This is a genomic window from Streptomyces blattellae, from assembly GCF_009709555.1.
In the GTDB taxonomy this organism is placed as follows: Bacteria; Actinomycetota; Actinomycetes; order Streptomycetales; family Streptomycetaceae; genus Streptomyces; species Streptomyces blattellae.
In genome coordinates, this window is sequence record NZ_WJBG01000139.1 from 39380 (window position 1) to 54732 (window position 15353).

11 protein-coding genes and 3 pseudogenes are annotated in these 15353 nt (G+C 69.5%); 6 read left to right on the forward strand and 8 right to left on the reverse strand.

Features of this window, described 5'->3' with window-relative positions:
• The first annotated feature begins 164 nt into the window (after nucleotides 1–164).
• Nucleotides 165–236, forward strand: coding sequence for a DUF7848 domain-containing protein (locus tag GFH49_RS41725; RefSeq protein ID WP_456243056.1), 72 nt, complete (start codon nucleotides 165–167; stop codon nucleotides 234–236).
• A gap of 24 nt (nucleotides 237–260) precedes the next feature.
• Nucleotides 261–1337: an AI-2E family transporter gene (locus GFH49_RS14605; protein WP_155056303.1), complete on the forward strand. Its 1077-nt coding sequence runs from the start codon at nucleotides 261–263 to the stop codon at nucleotides 1335–1337.
• A gap of 51 nt (nucleotides 1338–1388) precedes the next feature.
• Here the strand turns inward: GFH49_RS14605 and GFH49_RS14610 are convergent, their stop codons facing one another.
• Nucleotides 1389–3506, reverse strand: a complete 2118-nt coding sequence (locus tag GFH49_RS14610) for an ATP-binding SpoIIE family protein phosphatase (RefSeq protein WP_155056304.1) — start codon at nucleotides 3504–3506, stop codon at nucleotides 1389–1391.
• 173 nt (nucleotides 3507–3679) lie between these two features.
• On the opposite strand from GFH49_RS14610, the gene aspS reads away from it, so the two are divergent.
• A complete protein-coding gene (gene aspS / locus GFH49_RS14615) occupies nucleotides 3680–5443 on the forward strand; it encodes an aspartate--tRNA ligase (protein ID WP_155056305.1) in 1764 nt (587 codons plus the stop codon).
• A 113-nt stretch (nucleotides 5444–5556) separates the two neighbouring features.
• On the opposite strand, the gene GFH49_RS14620 is transcribed toward aspS, so the two are convergent.
• The 4 genes and pseudogenes from GFH49_RS14620 to GFH49_RS14630 all read right to left on the reverse strand — a co-directional run.
• A complete protein-coding gene (locus GFH49_RS14620; protein ID WP_155056306.1) occupies nucleotides 5557–6987 on the reverse strand; it encodes an FG-GAP repeat protein in 1431 nt (476 codons plus the stop codon).
• A gap of 120 nt (nucleotides 6988–7107) precedes the next feature.
• A complete protein-coding gene (locus tag GFH49_RS14625) occupies nucleotides 7108–7584 on the reverse strand; it encodes a hypothetical protein (RefSeq protein ID WP_155056307.1) in 477 nt (158 codons plus the stop codon).
• Nucleotides 7585–7844: 260 nt separating this feature from the next.
• Nucleotides 7845–8000: pseudogene (locus GFH49_RS40110) on the reverse strand (Uma2 family endonuclease); the annotation flags it as partial.
• Nucleotides 7999–8484: pseudogene (locus GFH49_RS14630) on the reverse strand (helix-turn-helix domain-containing protein); the annotation flags it as partial. The pseudogenes GFH49_RS40110 and GFH49_RS14630, both read right to left, overlap by 2 nt.
• Nucleotides 8485–8993: 509 nt before the next feature.
• Here GFH49_RS14630 and GFH49_RS40985 point away from each other — a divergent pair.
• A complete protein-coding gene (locus GFH49_RS40985) occupies nucleotides 8994–9128 on the forward strand; it encodes a hypothetical protein (protein WP_268867499.1) in 135 nt (44 codons plus the stop codon).
• A gap of 174 nt (nucleotides 9129–9302) precedes the next feature.
• Here the strand turns inward: GFH49_RS40985 and GFH49_RS14635 are convergent, their stop codons facing one another.
• Nucleotides 9303–9503 carry an ATP-binding protein gene (locus GFH49_RS14635; RefSeq protein ID WP_230396294.1) on the reverse strand — a complete coding sequence of 67 codons (201 nt, stop codon included), beginning with the start codon at nucleotides 9501–9503 and terminating at the stop codon, nucleotides 9303–9305.
• 44 nt (nucleotides 9504–9547) lie between these two features.
• On the opposite strand from GFH49_RS14635, the pseudogene GFH49_RS14640 reads away from it, so the two are divergent.
• Nucleotides 9548–9717: pseudogene (locus GFH49_RS14640) on the forward strand (DUF397 domain-containing protein); the annotation flags it as partial.
• A 7-nt stretch (nucleotides 9718–9724) separates the two neighbouring features.
• On the opposite strand, the gene metG reads toward GFH49_RS14640, so the two are convergent.
• Nucleotides 9725–11443, reverse strand: a complete 1719-nt coding sequence (gene metG / locus GFH49_RS14645; protein WP_155056309.1) for a methionine--tRNA ligase — start codon at nucleotides 11441–11443, stop codon at nucleotides 9725–9727.
• Nucleotides 11444–11563: 120 nt separating this feature from the next.
• Nucleotides 11564–13057 (reverse strand): VWA domain-containing protein, encoded by a 1494-nt coding sequence (locus tag GFH49_RS14650; protein ID WP_155056310.1) that lies wholly within the window; start codon nucleotides 13055–13057, stop codon nucleotides 11564–11566.
• Between the two features lie 720 nt (nucleotides 13058–13777).
• Here GFH49_RS14650 and GFH49_RS14655 point away from each other — a divergent pair.
• The gene (locus GFH49_RS14655) at nucleotides 13778–15205 is read left to right on the forward strand and encodes an IS1182 family transposase (RefSeq protein WP_456243052.1); all 1428 of its coding nucleotides are present in this window, start codon (nucleotides 13778–13780) and stop codon (nucleotides 15203–15205) included.
• Nucleotides 15206–15353 lie beyond the last annotated feature (148 nt).

Here is a 15353-nt window from a genome sequence, read left to right on the forward strand (position 1 = left end):
ATCACCTCCGAGTCGGAACGTAGACATACGGAGGTGTAACTCGTGTCCACGGCAAAGATGTTCACACTATAGGTGGACAGACGTATCGATTTTGCCGACCGCGTCAGCAGCGCCGGGCCCGTGGGGTTCTTGCTGTCGCGGACGGCCGACGCGTCAGGGATGTGGTGCGTCATCCTTCGCATCACAGTTATCGGGAGATCATCACCCGCCCTTGGCGTGCCTGGTGGAGGGCGTGAGCCGTGGTGTGATCCGCTGGACACGTGCAGGCCTCCACTCCACTGCTCCCCGACCCCGTCCGGCGGCTCGCCGCCTGGTGTGCCGTCGTCCTGCTCGTCGCCGGTGTGGTCTACGTCGGGATCCGGCTGGCCGTGGAGTTCCGTACGGCCGTCGTGCCGGTGCTGCTCGCGCTGCTCGGGACCGCGCTGCTCGGGCCGATGCACCGGCGGCTGGTGAAGGCGGGGGTCAACCGGTCCGCCGCCGCCGCGGTGACCTGCGTGGCGGTCGTGGCCGTCGTCGGCGGCGCGGTGTACATCGTGGTCGCCGCGCTCATCGACACCGGGGACCAGATCGTCGCCTCGCTGAAGCAGGCGGCTGAGTCGCTCGCCGAGCGCTTCGGGGCGGCCGGGACCTCGCTGGACGACCTCGCGTCCAACGCGAAGAGACTGCTCACCGAGTTCGGCGGTACCGCCGCGTCCGGTGTCATCAGCGGGGTCAGTGTGGTGGGCGAGACGATCGCCATGGCCGTACTGGCGCTGCTGCTCGTCTTCTTCTTCCTGCGGGACTCCGACAAGGCCGCCGGCACGTTGCGCGCCGCCGTGCCGCGCGGGGCCGCCGACACCGTCGAGGCCATGGCACGGCGGGCCTTCGACGCGGTCGAGGGCTTCATGCGCGGGACCACCTTCATCGCGCTGATCGACGCGCTGTGCATCACGGTCGGTCTGCTGGTCCTGGACGTGCCGGGTGCGCTGGGGCTTGGCGCGCTCGTGTTCGTCGGCGCCTACATCCCCTACCTCGGCGCCTTCCTCTCCGGCGCCGTCGCCGTGCTGGTCGCGCTGGCCGACCGCGGGTTCGTCATCGCGCTGTGGGCGCTGGGTGTCGTCCTCGCCGTACAGGTGCTGGAGGGGCACGTCCTGCAGCCGGTGATCCAGAGCCGGACCGTGCAGATGCATCCGGCGCTGGTGATGGTGACGATCACCGCGGGCGCGTCCGTGGCCGGCATCCTCGGGATGCTGCTGGCGGTGCCGCTGACCGCGGCCGCCTTCGGGGTCGTGGCGGAACTGCGGACGCGGTACGGGAACGCCGGGCCCGCCGGGCCCACCGAGCCGTCGGACGCGTAGGGGGCTCTACTCCGCGGTGCTCTACTCCGCGGTGCTCTACTCCGCGGTGCTCTACTCCGCGGCGCCCTGCTCCTCGTACAGCTCGAACCAGATGCTCTTGCCCTCGCCGCGCGGGTCCACGCCCCATTCGTTCGCCAGCAGTTCGATGAGCATCAACCCGCGTCCGGAGGAGGCCAGTTCGCCGGGGCGGCGTCTGTGCGGGAGGTCGTCGCTGGTGTCGGTGACCTCGATGTGCAGGCGGCGCAGGCCTGCCGTTCCGGTGACCTCGGCGAGGAGGAGGGCGTCGGTGTCGGTGTGCACGAGGACGTTGGTGAGCATCTCGGACAGCAGCAGGACGGCCGAGTCGACCTGGTCGGGACAGGCCCAGTCATGAAGGAGTTCGCGGAGTTGCTGGCGGGCGACGGCGACCCGCTCGGGCTCCGCCTGGGCCACGGAGAGCAGCGTCCGCCGTACCGCGGGACGTTCGACGACTGCCGTGTCCTCGTGGCCGCGGTCCTCCTCCTCCCGGCACAGCAGCAGCACCGCGATGTCGTCCTCGCGGCGGTCGGCCAGCGGGCCGGTGGTGTGGTGGGAGGAGGGGCCGTGCACCGCCTGTACGAGGGCGTCGGCGAGCTCCTCCAGGTCGCCCTTGTGTTCTTCGAGGGTCGTGCGGATCCGTTGCCAGCCGGTGTCCAGGTCGTGCCCGCCGGTCTCGATCAGGCCGTCCGTGCAGATCATCATGGTCTCGCCGGGTTCCAGGGTGAACCTGGTCGTCGGGTAGTCGGCGTCCGGGTCGATGCCGAGCGGCAGGCCGCCTGCCGTGGGCCGCGCCAGTACCGTGCCGTCCGGCATCCGGATCGCCGGGTCGGGGTGCCCGGCGCGGGCCACGTCCAGGGTCCCGGTCACGGGGTCGGCCTCGGCGTACAGGCAGGTCGCGAAGCGCAGGTCGTCGCTGTCGGCGGTGATGCCGTGCAGAAAGCGGGAGGCGCGGGAGAGCACCGCGTCCGGGCGGTGGCCCTCGGAGGCGTACGCCCTGAGCGCTATCCGGAGCTGCCCCATCAGGCCGGCCGCCCGCACGTCGTGGCCCTGGACGTCGCCGATGACGAACGCGAACCTGCCGCTGGGCAGCGGGATCATGTCGTACCAGTCGCCGCCGACCTGCAGACCGCCGCCGGTCGGCACATAGCGCGCGGCGACGCTCATGCCCGGTATCTCGGGGAGAAGCGTGGGCAGCATCGAGCGCTGGAGGCCGTCCGTCAGCTCGCGTTCCGACTCGGCGAGCCCGGCCCGGGACAGGGCCTGCGCGAGCATGCGGGCCACCGTCGTCAGCACGGACCGCTCGTCCGGCGTGAACGCGACCGGGTAGGTGAAGCCCGCCATCCAGGCGCCCATCGTCCGCCCGGACACGGTCAGCGGCAGGAACGCCCACGACTGGCGGCCGAAGTGCTGGGCGAGCGGCCAGGTGGCGGGGTAGCGGGCCTTGTACTGCTCGGGGCTGGAGAGATAGACGGCCCGGCCGGTGCGGACCACCTCCGCCGCCGGGTAGTCGGTGTCCAGCGCCATGTGCGAGAAGGGGCCTTCGGCGCCCGGCTGGTGCCCGTGGTGGCCGACGATCGTCAGCCGGTCGGCCTCCACGCCGAACACGGCGAGACCGTCCGGTGAGAACCCCGGCATCGACAGCCCGGCCGAGACCCGCAGCACCTCCTCCGTCGACCGCGCCTCGGCCAGCGCCCGGCCCGCGTCCAGCAGGAACGCCTCCCGGGAGCGCCGCCAGTCCCCGGTGACCGCACTCCGCCCCGCGGGGGTGCCCGGCGAGGGGTCGGTGACCTCCTGGAGGGAGCCGGTCACGTCGTACGCGTCCTTCTCGCGGTCGAAGGACGCGTTGAAGCGGCTGCGGCCGACCCGGATGATCTGGCCCTGGTCGTCCATGATCCGTATCCGCACCTCGCCGAGGGTGCCCTCGGCGACGGCGAGCTGGATCACTCCGCTGATCTCGTTCCAGTCGACCGGGTGGATGCGGGCGCGCACCTGGGCCTGGCTGAGGTTGCACTGCTCGGCGGGCAGCCCGAGCAGCCGTGCCGCCTCCGCGTCGACCGTGACCTGCCCCGTGGCCGTGTTCCAGTGCCACAGGCCGGTCGCGAGGGCGGCGAGAACCTCCCCCACGGCGGGCAGGGGCTCACCAGTGCGCATTGCCCCACTGTAGGGAGAGATGATCGAGGGCTGCCACTGAAGCTGTCCACTGCTGCGCTTCACGGTCAGTGGGTGGGACGTTAATGGGTGGGAGGCGATCTTGGGGTGCCCGGTAGGCTTGGTGGAGTTTCACGTGAAACAGCCCCCGATCCGCGAAGACTGGATGAACGACGATGCATCGGTACAGGTCCCACACCTGCGGCGAGCTCCGCGCCTCTGACGTCGGCACCGACGTCCGGCTGAGCGGCTGGCTGCACAATCGGCGCGACCTGGGCGGCATCCTCTTCATCGATCTGCGTGATCACTACGGCATCACCCAGCTGGTCGCCCGGCCGGGCACGTCCGCGTACGAGGCCCTGGACAAGCTCTCCAAGGAGTCCACCGTCCGTGTCGACGGCCAGGTCGTCTCCCGCGGCGCCGAGAACATCAACCCCGATCTGCCGACCGGCGAGATCGAGGTCGAGGTCTCCGAGGTCGAGCTGCTCGGCGCGGCGGCCCCGCTCCCCTTCACGATCAACACGGAGGACGGGGTCAACGAGGAGCGGCGCCTGGAGTACCGCTTCCTGGACCTGCGCCGCGAGCGCATGCACCGCAACATCCTGCTGCGTACGGCGGTCATCTCGGCGATCCGGCACAAGATGACGGCGCTGGGCTTCAACGAGATGGCGACGCCGATCCTGTCGGCCACGTCCCCCGAGGGCGCCCGCGACTTCGTCGTCCCGTCCCGTCTGCACCCGGGCAAGTTCTACGCCCTCCCCCAGGCCCCGCAGCAGTTCAAGCAGCTGCTGATGATCTCCGGCTTCGACCGCTACTTCCAGATCGCCCCCTGCTTCCGGGACGAGGACGCGCGCGCGGACCGCTCGCCGGGCGAGTTCTACCAGCTCGACATCGAGATGTCCTTCGTCGAGCAGGAGGACGTCTTCCGGCCCGTCGAGAAGCTGATGACGGAGCTGTTCGAGGAGTTCGGCAACGGCCGTCATGTCACCTCCCCCTTCCCGCGGATCCCGTTCCGTGAGGCGATGCTGAAGTACGGCTCCGACAAGCCGGACCTGCGCGCCCAGCTGGAGCTCGTCGACATCACCGACATCTTCGAGGGCTCGGAGTTCAAGGCCTTCGCGGGCAAGCACGTACGGGCCCTGCCGGTGCCGGACGTCTCCGCGCAGCCCCGGAAGTTCTTCGACCAGCTCGGTGACTTCGCGGTCTCGCAGGGAGCGAAGGGCCTGGCGTGGGTGCGGGTCGCCGAGGACGGTTCGCTGTCCGGCCCGATCGCCAAGTTCCTCACCGAGGAGAACGTCGCCGAGCTGACCAAGCGGCTCCAGCTGGCCGCCGGTCACGCCGTCTTCTTCGGCGCGGGTGAGTTCGACGAGGTCTCGAAGATCATGGGCGCGGTGCGGGTGGAGGCCGCCAAGCGCGCCGGGCACTTCGAGGAGGGCGTCTTCCGCTTCTGCTGGATCGTCGACTTCCCGATGTACGAGAAGGACGAGGAGACCGGCGCGATCGACTTCTCGCACAACCCGTTCTCCATGCCGCAGGGCGGTCTGGAGGCCCTTGAGACCCAGGACCCGCTGTCCATCCTGGGCTGGCAGTACGACATCGTCTGCAACGGCGTCGAGCTGTCCTCCGGCGCGATCCGGAACCATGAGCCCGAGATCATGCTGAAGGCCTTCGAGATCGCGGGCTACGACCGCGAGACCGTCGAGGAGAAGTTCGCCGGCATGCTCCGCGCCTTCCGCTTCGGCGCCCCGCCGCACGGCGGCATCGCCCCCGGCGTCGACCGCATCGTGATGCTGCTGGCGGACGAGCCGAACATCCGCGAGACCATCGCCTTCCCGCTCAACGGCAACGCCCAGGACCTGATGATGGGCGCCCCGACGGAGCTGGAGGAGGCCCGGCTGAAGGAACTGCACCTGGCGGTGCGGGGGCCGCAGCCGAAGTAGACGTCTGCCCGGGGGTGCCCGGAGGGGTGCCCGGAGGGGCCCGCAACCGTCACCGGTTGCGGGCCCCTTCAGCCTTCACGGGCAGGCATCTGCCCCGGCGCAGGACACTCGGCCTAGATCACCCAGAGCAGCCCGTTGCCGCCGAGGAGTGTGCCGTGCTGCTGCGTGAGACCGATGGACGGCCCCGTGATCACCTTGCTGCCGGCGCCCGTCGGGCGGGTGGAGCCGCCGGGGAGGACGAATTCGGCGCCCGTCGAGTTGTTCTCGCCCGCGGCACCGACGAACAGCTCCGGCTTGCCGTTCTTGTCGATGTCGCCGGCTGAGACCGTCGTCCCGAAGAAGTCGTCGGTCTCCGAGGCGCCGGGGACACCCGAGGTGTCCTGGGTGAAGCCGTACGAGCCGGTGCCGAGGGCACCCGAGGCCCGCCCGGGGATCACCGTGACCGCACCGGCCCGCTGTGTGCTGCCGACGGTCTCGTACGGTGCTCCGACGACGATGTCCGCCAGCTTGTCCCGGTTGACGTCGGCCACGGCCAAGGCGCCGCCGAAGGCGTCACCCTTCTCGCTCCCGCCGGGCACGCCCGAGGTGTTCTGCGTGATCTGCACCGGCTTCGCATCACTCGCGATCCCGCTCGCCGAGCCGTACCACACCAGCACCCGCCCGCCCAGCATGCCGTCGGCGCCCGCGACTTCGGGCTCGTCCGGGTCACCAGCCACGAGGTCGGCGTAGCCGTCGCCGTTCAGGTCGCCGGTGGCGGAGATGAGCCCGTTGCCCTGCTGGAAGGCGTACCCGTACGCGGGGTTGGTATAGATCTCGCCGCCGCTCAGCCCACTTCCCCGGACGGTGACGAGAACCCGATCCGGTGTGGTGTCGCCGTTGAGGTCGCCGAGCGCGACGGATGCCAGGGACGGGGTGTCCTGGTTGAGCGTGGCGGAGCCGAAGGTGCCGGAGCGGCTGAACGATCCCGTGAAGAGCACGGATCCGTCGAGCCCGCCGACCAGCACCCGCGTCTTCGTCCCCGCCCCGCCGCTCATCGCCGCGAGGTCGACTCCGAAGTGCCGGGGATCGCCGGCCGGCGACGGCAGACCGGTGCCGCTCGTCAGCCCGCTCCTGCTGCCCCACACCACGGTCACCGTACCGGAGTCGGTGCCCTTGCCCGTGTCCTCGTACGGCGCGGAGATGACGAGGTCGGCGTATCCGTCCCGGTTCAGGTCCTCCGTGGCGGTGGCGGCGCCGAACCGGTCGTACGCCTCGGCTGTCCCGGGAATCCCGGTCGTGTTCTGCGTGAGGGTCTTGCGCCGGGCGGTCGCCAGCCCCGACGACGATCCGTACAGGACGACCACGGCACCGGCCGCCTCCTTGCCCGCCACGTTCGCGCCGGGCGCGGGCAGGACGGCGTCGCGGTAGCCGTCCCCGTTGAAGTCACCCGGAACACCGCCGTGCACGGCGGTCGCCGGACCGACGGGGAGCACCACGCTCCCGACGAGAGCCGCCGCGATCACGGCGGCGGCTCTCCAGCCCCCCTTGGACATACTGCTTCCCATTCCAGCCCCTCCACCCCCGGGCGCACCGTCCGTGCACCCGCGTCCGCGGAGATTGTAGAGTCGCCGGGGACGTGAAGTCCCGGGCGCCCTGCGGGGTTTGAGTCAGGCACGCCGATGCGCTCAGGTGTCGTACAGGCCGTCCCAGGGTGGGCCGAAGCCGAGGTGGTCCGGGTAGAGCTCGGCCCAGGGCTCGCCCTCGTCCTCTCCGGTCAGCAGGCCGAAGAGGACGTCGTCGAAGGTGAGTTGGAAGGGGCGGACGGCTATGTCCGTGTAGGTGCGCCGGGGCAGCGCCCTGAGCAGGGTCGCCAGATGGGCCCGTGCGCGGGCCAGGACCGAGTCCGGGCCGCGCGGGGAGCGCTGCTGCTCGGCCCAGGTACCCGCGCACCAGATCTCCGAGTGGCGGTGGCGTCCCGCGGCGTCGAACAGGTGCAGCGCCGAGTAGAGGCGCTTGTGCTTCTCCCAGCCGTCGTCCGGGTGGAACCCGGTGGGGAAGGCGTAGGTGACCGACCCCAGGAACTGCCCGTCCGCGTAGCGACCGATCGCTTCCGTACGGCCGTGCGGCTCATAGGCGATCGGGATGACCTCAGGGACTGCCATGGCGCAAACCATACGTATGTCCCGTGGCAATGTCGGCGTCCCGCCCATGAGTTGACCATCTGACCACCGAAAAATTCACGGCAGCCTTGTCGATCTGCCCAACCCCGGATGGTCCCGGTTGCCCTACGCGGATCGATCACACCCGGCGCATGACTCTGTTTTCGGGCGTCAGCAGCCAGTGGAAATGGTCGATGAGAGGTTCCACCAGGCGAGGATCACGGAGCACCACACCGAGTTCGATGTTGTCGGACAAGCCCCGCTCAGTGCTGTTCGCCGGTCTTGTCCTTATAGCGCGGCAGGTTGTCGGTCGAGATGGTCCAGTCACCGATGGTGACGTCCTCGCCGTGGACGAAGTCCTTGCGGGTCGCGTAGCGCGGGCCTTCGGGGGTGGAGTGGATGTCGGTGAGGACGGCTCGAGGGCTGCGGTACGGCAGGGAGGCGCTTGCGGGGGTGTGGCTTGTCCGGAGCCGCGCGTCGGGCGGGCCGCCTTTCGGAGGGCTCGGAGGGGGTGCTCCTCCGGTGTCCTGGCCTGTTGCAGGAGACCGTGCGGGTGACGATCCGGCCGGTGGGGGTGCGTTCGCGGGTGCGGCGCAGGTAGCCGTGGGTTTCGAGTTCGCGCAGGGCGGCGGCGATACGGGTGGGGCCCTCGGGGAAGCGGTCGGCGAGGGTCTTGATGTCGACGGCGGTGCCCGCGCGAACGGACTGGATGTAGCACGCCAGCCCGATGGCGAGCCCGGACAGTTCCCGGTGCTGGATGAGGTCGTTGCCGATCACGGTGAAGTTCTCGGTGTGGCGGGCGTTGTCGTGAATGACGCCGGATTGAGGCCGCGCGTGGGGGTGGTTTTTGCCCGGGATACGGGACTGGGCGCGCGGGGGCGCGCTAGGGTTTTCGGTGTCCATCAGGAAGCCCTACTTCCTCGGTGGTCAGGCCCTCGCACTGGGATTGCCGTCCCGGCGGGGGCCGTCGCATGTCTGCGGTTGTGTTGTGCTGCGGTGAACGTAAGGCAGGCAACCGGTCCCGAATCCAGCCGAGTTGGGCATATTCACTCGCGGGAGTGAGTTTGCCCGGCGGGAGGGAGGGGTGGGGCTTGGTGGGGTGCTTTCTCCCCAGTGGGTGGTGGATAGGGAGCGCAGGTCGGACCGGAGTCTGGGCTGTCGTGTTTCGGCTGTGGGGGCCTGGAGAGACCGGGTGCCGGTCCGGGGTGGGGTGTGCTGTACTTGGAGACGAGGAGGGCCCCGCATCGGATCGGTAATCCGTGCGGAGGCCCAGGCCCAAGCTCAGCAGGAGCCTGTCGGATATCCCCAGGACCGGGGGGATATCCGGCTACTTGCTGAGTGGCCGATGCAGGTGGGCCCCCGCCGGAGCTGCTAACTCCGGACGGGAGCCCGGCTCAGCAGGAGCCTGTCGGATGTCCCCAGACTGGATGGGGATATCCGGCTACCTGGTGAGCCACCAGAGCAGCCACCTCCTCGCGTGCTTCGCCGCCCGCTCCGGCAGGAGTCGGATGAGCCGCATGACGAAAGTCGGCTTCTGCTCCTCGTGACAGCCCATCTGGGGGCGTCCTCCCTTCGACGTGAGGCGGCCAGTCACAGTCCCGGGACCGCTCTCGTCGGGCCGGGCCCCGAAGAGGAGGGGCCCGGAGTGAAGGGAGGACGCACCCGTCGGGTGCGTCACATCTCGATGTTACCGGGTGAACTCACCTGCTGTGACACCTTGTTCACATGCCGTAGTGCGCGGTGCACTCCGCCCAGACCGTCTTGCGCGGGGGCAGCCCTTGGGTCACTCCCCAGCGGTCGGCGAGGGCGGCCACAAGGGTCAGGCCGCGGCCGGCTTCGCTGTCGGGGGTGGTGGGTTGGGCGTGCGGATGCCGGTCACCGCGCGTGTCGGTGACCTCGATGCGGAGGGTGTCGCCGACCACGTAGAGCAGGAGCTGGAAGTTCCGGCCGGGGACGCGGCCGTGAGTGGCCGCCGAGCAGTTACAGCGATGGCCCGGAGGGCGACTCCTGCATCGAGGTCGCCACCCCCCCGGCACCATCCACGTCCGTGACTCCAAGTACCGCGACGCCGGCTCCCGCCTCGTACTGGCAGCGGAGGCGTGGGCGGACTTCGTGGCGTACGCGTCGGGGAAGTGACTTCTCATTACGCCGGTGCGCCGCCGAAGCGCTCCTTGTATGTTTCCAGGTCGTCGTCCGTGAGCTTGGCGAAGAGGACCGGGGGGACCGTGAAGGGGGTGCCGGCCGGGACGGAGGACAGGGCGCGGGCCTCGTCCGGCGTCACCCAGGTCGCCGTGTCGGTCTTCAGGGCGAAGGACTCACGCATGGCCTTCGCCGTGGTCGGGATGAAGGGTTCCGAGACCACCGCGTAGAGGTGGATCAGGTTCATCGCCGTGCGGAGGGTCAGGGCCGCGCCGTCCTTGTTGGTCTTGATCTCCAGCCAGGGGGCCTTCTCCTCCAGGTACGAGTTGCCGGCCGACCACAGGGCGCGCAGCGAGGCCGCCGCCTTGCGGAACTGGATGGCCTCCATGTGCTCCTCGTACTCCGCGAGGAGCCGGGCGATCTCCGCGCCGAGCTTCGCCTCCGCCTCGCCCGGCTCGGCGCCCTCCGGGACCGCGTCGCCGAAGCGCTTGCGGGAGAAGGACAGGACGCGGTTGACGAAGTTGCCGAGGGTGTCCGCCAGGTCCTTGTTCACCGTGGCCGTGAAGTGCTCCCAGGTGAAGGACGAGTCGTCCGACTCGGGGGCGTTCGCCATCATGAAGTAGCGCCAGTAGTCGGCGGGGAGGATGTCGAGGGCGTCGTGGGTGAAGACGCCTCGCCTCTGCGAGGTGGAGAACTTGCCGCCGTAGTAGTTGAGCCAGTTGAAGGCCTTGATGACGTCGACCTTCTTCCACGGCGCCCTGGTGCCCAGCAGGGTCGCCGGGAACATCACGCTGTGGAAGGGGACATTGTCCTTGCCCATGAACTGCGTGTAGTGGACGTCCGCTTCCGACTCCCACCACCAGGAGCGCCAGTCGCGGTTGCCGGTCGGGTCCTGGTCGGCCCACTCCTTCGTCGAGCCGATGTACTCGATCGGGGCGTCGAACCAGACGTAGAAGACCTTGCCCTCGGCGGCGAGGTCCGGCCAGGTGTCGCCGGGCACCGGGACGCCCCAGTCCAGGTCACGGGTGATCGCGCGGTCGTGCAGGCCCTCGGTGAGCCACTTGCGGGCGATGGACGAGGCGAGGACCGGCCAGTTGTCGGCTCGCTCGTCGACCCACGACTCCACCTCGCCGGCCAGCGCCGACTGGAGGAGGAAGAGGTGCTTGGTCTCGCGGATCTCCAGGTCGCTGCTGCCGCTGATCGCGGAGCGCGGGTCGATCAGGTCGGTGGGGTCCAGGACGCGGGTGCAGTTCTCGCACTGGTCGCCGCGGGCCTTGTCGTAGCCGCAGTGCGGGCAGGTGCCGATGATGTAGCGGTCCGGGAGGAAACGGCCGTCCGTGATCGAGTACACCTGGCGGATGGCTCGTTCCTCGATGAAGCCGTTCGCCTTCAGCTCGCGGGCGATCTCCTGGGTGATCTCGTGATTCTGGGGGGACGAACTGCGGCCGAAGTAGTCGAAGGCCAGATTGAAGCCGTCGTAGATCGCCTTCTGCTGGTCGTGGGCGCGGGCGCAGAACTCGTCGACCGGGAGGCCCTCCTCCTTCGCGGCCAGCTCTGCCGGGGTGCCGTGTTCGTCCGTCGCGCAGATGTAGAGGACGTCGTGGCCGCGCTGGCGGAGGTAGCGGGAGTACACGTCCGCCGGGAGCATGGACCCCACCATGTTGCCCAGGTGCTTGATCCCGTTGATGTACGGAAGGGCGCTGGTGATGAGGTGTCGAGCCATCGGGGGCTGCTCCCAGGTCGGTTTCTTGCTTCTTTGCGAACCTTGAAATCGTAGCCGACATGGGTGGGCCGCCCGCTTCCTGTTTTACCGGGTGGAGCGGGCGGTCGTGGATCGTGGACCTTATGGGCGCCAGTTTGCGAGTACGCCCTCGTAGAGCTCCGTGTCCGTGAGTTCCCTCGGGGTGGGGCCGGCGTGGAAGAAGGACGTGTTGCCGGTCTTCAGCTTGCGGAGGTAGTCGAAGGCCTTGTTGTCATGCTCGCCGAAGGCGACGAAGGCGAAGTGGATGTGCGGGTGGTTCTTCGCGGCGTCGGTGAGGGACTGGGTGGCGGGGGTCTTGGCGTCCGGGGCGCCGTCCGTCTGGAAGATCACGAAGGCGGGGGTCTTGGCACCCGACTTCTCGTAGTGGGTGACCACTTCTTCCACGGCCGCGTGGTAGCTCGTACGTCCCATGCGGCCCAGGGAGGCGTGCAGGTCGTCGATCTTGGTGGCGTGGTCGGTGAGGGTGAGGTCGCCGGTGCCGTCCACTTCCGTGGAGAAGAACGTGACGTGGACGGTGGCGTCGGGGTCCAGGTGGGCGGCGAGGGCGAGGGTCTGGTCGCCGAGGGCCTGGGCTGAGCCGTCCTTGTAGTACGGGCGCATGGAGGCGGAGCGGTCGAGGACGAGGTAGACCTTGGCCTTGGCCGGGGCCTTGGTGCCGGTGAGGTTGTGGGCGGTGAGGGTTTCGCGGGCTGCGGTGTAGGCGGTGAGGAGGGTGGGGGGGACGGGCTGGGGGTGCGGTTCGGCCTCGGCTTCGCCTTCGGCCGGGTTGTTCCCACCCGCACCACCCGTGCCGGTTTCGTCGCCGGGTGCGGGTGGCCCCTGTGGGGCGTCCTCGCCGTCGGCGGCGAGCGGTTCGACTGGGGCGGCAGCCGCGGGCTCGGGTTCGGGTTCGGGCTCGCGCTGCTCCGTGACCGGCTCGTCCACGGTCGGCTCGGGGGCCTTGTCCTCGGGGGCCTTCTCCTCAGCGACCGGCTCGTCGATCACCGGCTCCTCAGTCACCGGCTCCGGCTCCACGACCGGCTCCGCCGCAGGCTCTTCGGCGACCGTCACCGGTTCCTCGGCGGTGGGCTTCTCAGCGGTCGGTTCCTCAGCCGTGGGTTCCTCAGCCGTCGGCTTCTCCACCGCCGGTTCCTCAGCCGTCGGCTCTTCGGCGACCGCCACTGGTTCCTCAGTCACCGGCTCTTCGACGACCGGCTCCTGGGCCTGCGGCTCCTGCGTCTCTGGCACCGGCTCTTCGGTGACCGTCACCCGCTCCTCCGTCACCGGCTCCTCAGGCGCTGTCGTCTCCGTCGACCTCGTCGGCTGGGGGACCGTGACGTTGTCGAAGGCGGCTGCGACCAGTTCGTGCTCTTCCTTTTCCGTTCTCTCGGCCTGCTCGGCCTGCTCGGCCTGCTCGGCCTGCTCGGCCACTCGCGGCTCCGGTACCTGCGCAGCGGCGGTCGGCTGGGGTTCGGGGGTGGACGGGGAAGGAACCGTCGGCTGTGACTCCGGCGAAGGTGTCGCGCCTTCTGCTTCGGCCGTGCGCCCCTTGCGCGACCGGCCGAACGCGTTCCGCAGGAGAGTGAGAATGCCCATGTGCGCAACCGTTCCTCATCAGTGCCCGGAAGTGAGTCTTGGCCACACATACTGACACTGCGCACACCCCGAACGGCGTGGGGTGTGCTGGACCTCGCCGCGTTCCTGGTGCGGGCGAGTGGGTTCCTGCCTGAGCGGAGCCCTTCCCGACGGGATTCCTGATTTTGCGGGTCATCTGGCATGCGACAGCGAGCGCTATCCTGAACTGGCTCTTTACGCACGAACATGCCCACACCGCGGAATTCCGCGGTGTGCACAAAGATTTGGGAGACGCGAGATGAGTTCTGAGGCAGTGACCGGAACCAGGCGGCGGAGGCGGCTGGCCAGGGCCGTGGCGGTGAGCGGGATAGGTGCCGCGGTGCTCACGGCCGTCATGGCCATACCCGCGCAGGCAGCCACGTGGACCATCAACGGACCCTATCGTTCGACATTTGCGGCTGCGGAGGCGGACCGTCCGGGCCTGGAAGCACAGTGCCGACAGCAGGACGGAAACGTGTATAACTCCAAGACACGGTGGCTCGGCCTCGAGGGCGGCGACCTGGTCTACTACGGGTACGTAGAGTGCCAGTCCAAGCGCGGCTAGGAGCGTGTCTCAGTAACGGGCAACCCGCCTATGGTTCGTGATCATTGGTGCGGGATGATCACGGTATGCATGGTGGGGATGGGCTGTTCGAGGTCGAGCCGGTCGAGAAGAAGCGGCCGATGGGTCCTGCGGTGGCGGTGGACAAGACGTTCCGGGCGTTCGACCCGCATCAGGTCCTGCTGCTGCCGCCGTCGCTGGATGACTGGCTGCCCGAGGACCACCCGGCCCGGTTCGTCGCCGACCTGGTCGACGAGGTGCTCGACCTCGGACCGGTCCTGGCGGACTACACCGAAAAGCGCGGCTACCCGCCCTACGACCCCCGGCTGATGGTGCGGCTGCTGATCTACGGCTACACCACCGGGGTGCGCTCCTCCCGGGCGATCGAGCGCCGCATGGCCGACGACGTCGCGTTCCGGTTCCTGGCCGCCGGCCAGGCCCCCGACTTCCGCTCGATCGCCCGGTTCCGCCGCCGCCACCTGGACGCACTGGCCGGTCTGTTCACCCAGTCGCTGCACCTGGCCATGCGACTCGGCCTGGTCAAGATGGGCCGCGTCGCGCTGGACGGCACCAAGCTGGAGGCCAGTGCCTCCAAGCACAAGGCGATGAGCTACGGCCGCCTGGTCGACAAGGAAGAGCGGATCGAGGCCGAGATCGCCCAGCTGGAAGCGAAGGCCCAGGCACTGCTGGCCGACGCGGAGGCCGCCGACGAAGCCGAGGACCAGGTCTTCGGCGTGGACGGCAAGGAGGTGGACCTGCCCGCCGAACTGGACCGGCGTGAAAAGCGCCTGGCGAAGCTGCAGGCCGCCCGCGCGCAGATCGAGGCCGAGGCCGCCGACAAGGCCCGCAAGCATGCCGAGGACAAGGAACGCCGCCGTCAGCAGCGCGCCGGCACCAGTGATGAGCAGGCCGTCACCGACGCCGGCGAGGCGACCGCCGCCAGGGCCCGGCCCAAGCCCAAGGCGCAGGCCAACTTCACCGATCCCGACTCGCGGATCATGAAGAACAGCGACGGCGCCTACATCCAGGCCTACAACGCGCAGGCCGTAGTCGACGAGGAACACCAGGTCATCACCGCCGCCGACGTGACGTGCAACCCCTCGGACGCGCTGAACTACACCCTGATGCTTGACCAGTCCGCGGCGAACACCGGCGCCCACCCCAAGCAGGCGCTGGTCGACGCCGGATACTGCTCGGAAGCCAACCTCGAAGCCGCCAAGGACCGCCAACTGGCCTGCGGCACCGACACGTTCATGGCCACCGGCCGACTGGCCCACGACGAGCAGGTTCCGCCCGCTCCACGCGGACGCATCCCCAAGGACGCCACGCTGAAGGAGCGCATGGCCCGCAAGCTGCGGACCAAGCCCGGCCGGGCCGCCTACGCCCGCCGCAAGGCCATCGTCGAACCCGTCTTCGGACAGATCATGACCTGCCACAACGGCCGCCGGCTCCTCCTGCGCGGCGAAGACGGCGCCCGCGGCGAGTGGCGACTGCTTGCCGCCTGCCACAACCTCCGCAAGATCTTCCGCCACGCCGGACCGACCGGCCTCGCCGCCGCGGCCGACTGACCAACCGGGCCGCCCCGGCCACCGCGGGCCGAAATCCCGGCCCGACCGACCCGCCCGTCGGCCCCACAGGCGCTGACCGGACCACCGCGACCGATCCCGCCGATCACGACCTCCCGGCCAGTTGCCCGTTACTGAGACACGCTCCTAG